Consider the following 6,041-nt stretch of genomic DNA (forward strand, 5'->3'; position numbering starts at 1 on the left):
TTCCGGCGGCAGTACATCGGTTTTCCAGGCATCAAACACGATATCCTGCGAGGCTGAACAGAAGGCAACCAACACTGCGAGCGCGGCCAGCAGCGTCAAGTCACGCGATGGCTGCATAAAGCCCATGGCGATAATGCCACCAATCAGCGCCAGCTGCGTGACCAGTAGCCAGCCGCGACGGCGACCGAGAAACGGTGGCGTATAGCGATCCATCATCGGCGACCACAGGAACTTAAACACGTAAGCCTGGCCGACAAGGGAGAAGAAACCGATGGTTTTCAGGTCAACATTCTCTACCGTCATCCACGCCTGTAACGTCCCGGCGGTTAACGCCAGCGGTAAGCCTGAGGCAAAACCCAGCAGCAGCAATACCGCCGCATTACGTTGGGTAAAAATACGCAGATAGTGAGATGTCATAGCCAACCTGAAATGAAGCCCGGCGAAGCGTCGCCGGGCAAATTACTGCGGAAATTAGCGGGCGTTCTGCTTGATAAAGTTGTGAACGCTGGTGTCCTGCGCCATATCAGCAATCACGTCACTCAGCGTTGAGTTAACCGCGTTGGTGATCTTCTCGTTGGTGGCGGTAAACGCGCCTTCTACGCTGTAAGTCTGGCGATAGTTTTTCACCTGCTTGTTACCGTTTTTCGCGGTGGCGATGATGGAGATATCCGCCTTAGTGGTAATGCTGTAGCGCACGTTGCCTTGTGTCACATCAGCATACAGACCATTCACCACGATCTGCAGATCAACGGCACCGCTTGGGCCAATCATGTAGCCGCGCGACGTCATCTGCTTCTCTAACACTTCCTGCAGCAGGAAACGCAGATCGCGGGATGGTGTCAGCGTGATCAACTGACCATCACGGTTCACTTTGGCCAGCGCCTGATCGGAACGTTGATCGGCACCGTTAACGCTGATGGTGACGCCCATCAGGCTTGGATCTTGCTGCGGCAGTTGGATCTTCGGTTGAATATCCAACGTAGTGTTGTTGCTGGCACAGCCGGCCAAAATAAAAGCAGCCAGCAGAGGGAATAACAGTTTTTTCAACATACTCATTCTCGTTAGCATATGGGTTGGTTTGCAAAACTGCGGCCATCATAGCATTGCGCAGCGGTGAAAAAAGCCCCGGGCCAATGGAAATTGATTGTAAAGGCTTTTTTCGGACAGGATGAAACGCCAGCCAGTTGACCTGCGAGATAAGCAGGTTACTATGCGCAGCGCTGGCGGATTTATTTACGACCAAGCTGCGGAAGCGGTGAAAAACCTACTAATATTTAAACAGATGGGCACAGCGCTCGCCGGAAAGGAGTGTTAATCATGATTCGCGAACAAATAGAAGAAAAGTTGCGTAACGCTTTCGAGCCTGCACATCTTGAAGTGCATGATGAAAGCTACCGTCATAACGTGCCCGCCGGTTCTGAAAGTCACTTTAAAGTGGTGATTGTCAGCGATCGATTTACCGGTCAGCGCTTTCTGCAACGTCATCGCGCTATTTATGGCGAACTGGCAACCGAATTAGCGGGCAGCGTACACGCGCTGGCACTGCATACTTACACACAAAAAGAGTGGGATGGATTGCAGGATACGGTTTTGGCTTCACCGAATTGTCGCGGTGCTGGCACGCTCGCCTGAATTCCCTTCTTCCTCATCCTCAAAATCGGCCTGCGGGCCGTTTTCTTTTCATTTATTACACTCAAACGCGATCTACGGCGCAAAAAAGCAGCAAAACCGCTAAAAAGTGGTGAGTTTGCAGCCTCGACTCATTCCAGCGATGCCGCTATAATGCTGCGTCTATTTTTCCGGAATGTCTTCGGGACGCTTCTGGTGACAGGGATTAGGTTCTGCCTGCAGAGGCCGTCCCGGTTGTTGGATACGGCGCATTTTATGTGTGGTGTCTGAAGTTGACCGAGCACGTGATTTTTTGAGGTAACAAGATGACAGTTTCAGTAGAAACCACTCAGGGTCTGGGCCGTCGCATTTCGATTACTGTTGCAGCTGACAGCATCGAAAGCGCAGTGAAGAAAGAACTGGTGGAAGTGGCTAAGAAAGTCCGTATCGACGGTTTCCGTAAAGGCAAAGTGCCGGCACACATCATTTCTCAGCGCTACGGTGCTTCTGTTCGCCAGGACGTGCTGGGCGAGCTGATGACGCGCAACTTCGTTGACGCCATCATCAAAGAGAAAATCAATCCGGCTGGCGCACCAAACTATGTGCCGGGCGAATATAAAGAAGGCGAAGACTTCACCTACGCGGTTGAGTTCGAAGTGTATCCAGAAGTTGAGCTGAAAGGCCTGGACGCAATCGAAGTCGAGAAGCCAGTAGTAGAAGTGACTGACGCTGACGTTGATACCATGCTGGAAACCCTGCAGAAGCAGCAGGCGACCTGGAAAGAGAGCGATGCAGCAGCGACTGCTGAAGATCGCGCGACCATCGACTTCAGCGGTTCTGTTGACGGCGAAGAGTTTGAAGGCGGCAAAGCCTCTGACTTCGTGCTGGCAATGGGCCAGGGTCGTATGATCCCAGGCTTCGAAGAGGGCGTTGTTGGCCATAAAGCCGGTGAAACCTTCACTATCGACGTGAAATTCCCAGACGATTACCACGCAGAAAACCTGAAAGGGAAAGATGCGAAGTTCGAAATCGTGCTGAAGAAAGTTGAAACCCGCGAGCTGCCAGAGCTGACTGAAGAGTTCATCAAGCGCTTTGGCGTGGAAGATGGTTCAGTTGCCGGTCTGCGTGCAGAAGTGCGTAAGAACATGGATCGCGAGCTGAAAGGTGCTATCCGTAACCGCGTGAAGACTCAGGCAATCGACGGTCTGGTTAACGCCAACGACATCGACGTTCCGGTTGCGCTGATCGACAGCGAAATCGACGTTCTGCGTCGTCAGGCTGCACAGCGTTTTGGTGGCAACGAGAAGCAAGCGCTGGAGCTGCCACGTGAACTGTTCGAAGAGCAGGCTAAACGTCGCGTAGTTGTGGGTCTGCTGTTGGGCGAAGTGATTCGCATCAACGAACTGCAGGCTGACGAAGATCGCGTTAAGACGCTGATCGAAGAGATGGCTTCTGCGTACGAAGATCCGCAGGAAGTGATCGAGTTCTACAGCAAGAACAGCGAGCTGATGAACAACATGCGCAACGTGGCTCTGGAAGAGCAAGCGGTTGAAGCGGTACTGGCGAAAGCGAAAGTGACCGATAAAGCCACTAACTTCCAGGAACTGATGAACCAGACCTCTGCGGCCTGATTCATTCGTTAACCGTTAGTGCTAAGCCCGTGACTGAAAAGTCGCGGGCTTTTTCGTTTCTGGCGTTAAGTACACTGATTTGTCCTCTATTTGCTTAATTAATCGGCAAATTATCCGCTAAGCTCTTTTTCCGTGTTAGCGAATGGGCAAAAGGTTGTTATGCTTGAAACAACTGGGCAGCATCCCCAGATACAGGGAGAATGCATGAAAACAGTGAGACTGACTGATTAACCGGGTTGTTATTTCGGTTTGAGACCGTGGCACGTAGTGTTTGCGCCTCGGCTTACGTAAAATCGGTACAGAATGTTGCCAATGAAATTTATCAGGAGACGGTAATGTCATACAGTGGCGATCGTGAATTTACTGCACCGCACATGGCGCTGGTGCCAATGGTGGTCGAACAAACCTCGCGCGGCGAGCGTTCTTACGACATCTACTCTCGCCTGCTCAAAGAGCGTGTGATCTTCCTGACCGGTCAGGTTGAAGATCATATGGCTAACCTGATCGTGGCGCAGATGCTGTTTCTGGAAGCTGAGAATCCTGAAAAAGACATTTACCTGTACATTAACTCGCCAGGCGGCGTGATTACTGCTGGGATGTCGATTTATGACACAATGAAGTTTATCAAGCCCGATGTCAGCACCATCTGTATGGGTCAGGCTTGTTCAATGGGTGCGTTCCTGCTGACCGCAGGCACCAAAGGCAAACGCTTCTGCCTGCCTAATTCACGTGTGATGATTCATCAGCCGTTGGGCGGCTATCAGGGCCAGGCGACGGATATCGAAATCCATGCGCGCGAAATTCTGAAAGTGAAGCAGCGCATGAATGAGTTGATGGCTGAGCACACCGGCAAATCGCTGGAAGAGATTGAACGCGACACCGAGCGCGATCGTTTCCTCTCTGCGAGCGAAGCGGTTGAGTATGGCTTGGTCGACTCAATCCTGACGCATCGCCAATAAGACACATCTGTCTGCCCCTTACGCTATAGTTAACGGGGAGCAGGCAGATGGGTTGAATGCATATCGGCCGTTGATGTACGGCCAGCGCCGTACAACAAATTTGGTCTGAGAAAGAAAAGAGGTTAGCTGATGACAGATAAGCGCAAAGACGGTTCAGGTAAGTTGCTGTACTGCTCTTTCTGCGGCAAAAGCCAGCATGAAGTCCGTAAGCTAATTGCCGGGCCGTCAGTGTACATTTGCGATGAGTGCGTTGATCTTTGCAACGACATCATTCGTGAAGAGATTAAGGAAGTTGCGCCGCATCGCGAGCGTAGCTCACTGCCGACGCCGCATGAAATCCGCCATCACCTTGATGATTATGTTATTGGTCAGGAAAGGGCGAAGAAAGTGTTGGCAGTAGCGGTATATAACCACTACAAACGCTTGCGTAATGGCGATACCAGCAACGGCATTGAACTGGGCAAAAGCAACATTTTGCTGATCGGTCCAACCGGTAGCGGTAAAACACTGTTAGCGGAAACGCTGGCGCGCTTGCTGGATGTGCCATTTACAATGGCGGATGCCACCACATTGACCGAAGCGGGTTACGTGGGTGAAGACGTAGAAAACATCATCCAGAAGCTGCTGCAGAAGTGTGATTACGACGTGCAGAAAGCGCAGCGCGGCATTGTCTACATCGATGAAATCGACAAGATTTCTCGTAAGTCTGACAACCCGTCGATCACCCGTGACGTCTCGGGCGAAGGCGTACAGCAAGCGCTGTTGAAATTGATTGAAGGCACCGTGGCTGCCGTACCGCCGCAGGGCGGACGCAAACATCCACAGCAGGAGTTCTTGCAGGTTGATACCTCCAAGATTCTGTTTATCTGTGGTGGCGCATTCGCCGGTCTCGATAAGGTGATTTCCCAGCGTGTTGAAACCGGATCCGGCATCGGCTTCGGCGCAACCGTGAAGGGCAAATCCCAGAAGGCGAGCGAAGGCGAATTGCTGTCGCAGGTTGAGCCAGAAGACTTGATTAAGTTTGGCCTGATTCCTGAGTTCATCGGTCGTCTGCCGGTTGTGGCAACGCTGAGCGAACTGAGTGAAGAAGCGCTGATTCAGATCCTGCGTGAGCCGAAGAACGCGCTGACCAAACAGTATCAGGCGCTGTTCAATCTGGAAGGTGTAGAACTGGAATTCCGTGACGAAGCCTTAACGGCGATCGCTAAAAAAGCGATGTCACGTAAAACCGGTGCACGTGGTCTGCGTTCTATCGTTGAAGGTGCGTTACTTGAAACCATGTACGACCTGCCTTCAATGGATGACGTTGAAAAAGTAGTGATTGATGAGTCAGTGATTGAAGGTCAATCTGAGCCGATGTTGATTTATGGAAAGCATGAAGCCCAGGCTTCTGGTGAATAAATAAACAATCGCACCACGTTGTTATCTTAAAAAAGGGGAAAAATCTTTCCCCTTTTGTTTTTCTCTCGCCAGTGACATTGAATGTCGTACAAGCATCCCCATATACTCAATATCCTGTGGGTTTAACTGCAAAACCTCTATTGCGCGGTACCCATCACCTGGCGGACATTAAACTAAGAGAGAGCTCTATGAATCCTGAGCGTTCTGAACGCATTGAAATCCCCGTGTTGCCGTTGCGCGACGTGGTGGTTTATCCGCACATGGTAATTCCGTTGTTTGTTGGTCGGGAAAAATCGATTCGGTGCCTCGAAGCCGCGATGGATCATGATAAAAAGATCATGCTGGTTGCACAGAAAGAGGCTTCAACGGATGAACCTGGCATTAACGATCTCTTCTCAGTAGGGACCGTCGCTTCTGTATTGCAGATGCTGAAACTTCCAGA

At 51.2% G+C, this 6,041-nt stretch carries 6 protein-coding genes and 1 pseudogene; 5 read left to right on the plus strand and 2 right to left on the minus strand.

Translation table 11 applies throughout. The features are described from left to right. A pseudogene (gene ampG / locus RTY00_RS18280) lies at positions 1–417 on the minus strand (muropeptide MFS transporter AmpG); the annotation flags it as partial. Positions 418–471: 54 nt separating this feature from the next. Further along, on the minus strand, positions 472–1,050 hold the full coding sequence (locus RTY00_RS18285) for a lipoprotein (protein WP_312665380.1): 579 nt from the start codon (positions 1,048–1,050) through the stop codon (positions 472–474). A gap of 267 nt (positions 1,051–1,317) precedes the next feature. Here RTY00_RS18285 and bolA point away from each other — a divergent pair, with 267 nt between their 5' ends. The 5 genes from bolA to RTY00_RS18310 form a co-directional block, all read left to right on the plus strand. Beyond that, entirely contained in the window at positions 1,318–1,632 is a 315-nt protein-coding gene (bolA, locus tag RTY00_RS18290; protein WP_008103937.1) for a transcriptional regulator BolA, read from the plus strand. A gap of 302 nt (positions 1,633–1,934) precedes the next feature. Further along, on the plus strand, positions 1,935–3,239 hold the full coding sequence (gene tig / locus RTY00_RS18295; protein WP_008103935.1) for a trigger factor: 1,305 nt from the start codon (positions 1,935–1,937) through the stop codon (positions 3,237–3,239). 335 nt (positions 3,240–3,574) lie between these two features. Next, entirely contained in the window at positions 3,575–4,198 is a 624-nt protein-coding gene (gene clpP / locus RTY00_RS18300; protein WP_008103933.1) for an ATP-dependent Clp endopeptidase proteolytic subunit ClpP, read from the plus strand. Positions 4,199–4,327: 129 nt separating this feature from the next. Further along, positions 4,328–5,599, plus strand: a complete 1,272-nt coding sequence (clpX, locus tag RTY00_RS18305; protein ID WP_008103932.1) for an ATP-dependent protease ATP-binding subunit ClpX — start codon at positions 4,328–4,330, stop codon at positions 5,597–5,599. Positions 5,600–5,787: 188 nt separating this feature from the next. After that, the coding region (locus tag RTY00_RS18310; RefSeq protein ID WP_312665381.1) for an LON peptidase substrate-binding domain-containing protein at positions 5,788–6,041 on the plus strand (254 nt) is incomplete at its 3' end.

This window comes from Pantoea sp. CTOTU49201, from assembly GCF_032054795.1.
GTDB classification, from domain to species: domain Bacteria; phylum Pseudomonadota; class Gammaproteobacteria; order Enterobacterales; family Enterobacteriaceae; genus Pantoea; species Pantoea symbiotica.

Excerpts from the sequence above, each read along its gene's own strand:
- RTY00_RS18285 (WP_312665380.1), bottom strand. The coding sequence starts at position 1,050 with ATGTTGAAAAAACTGTTATTCCCTCTGCTGGCTGCTTTTATTTTGGCC.
- bolA (WP_008103937.1), top strand. The coding sequence starts at position 1,318 with ATGATTCGCGAACAAATAGAAGAAAAGTTGCGTAACGCTTTCGAGCCT.
- tig (WP_008103935.1), top strand. The coding sequence starts at position 1,935 with ATGACAGTTTCAGTAGAAACCACTCAGGGTCTGGGCCGTCGCATTTCG.
- clpP (WP_008103933.1), top strand. The coding sequence starts at position 3,575 with ATGTCATACAGTGGCGATCGTGAATTTACTGCACCGCACATGGCGCTG.
- clpX (WP_008103932.1), top strand. The coding sequence starts at position 4,328 with ATGACAGATAAGCGCAAAGACGGTTCAGGTAAGTTGCTGTACTGCTCT.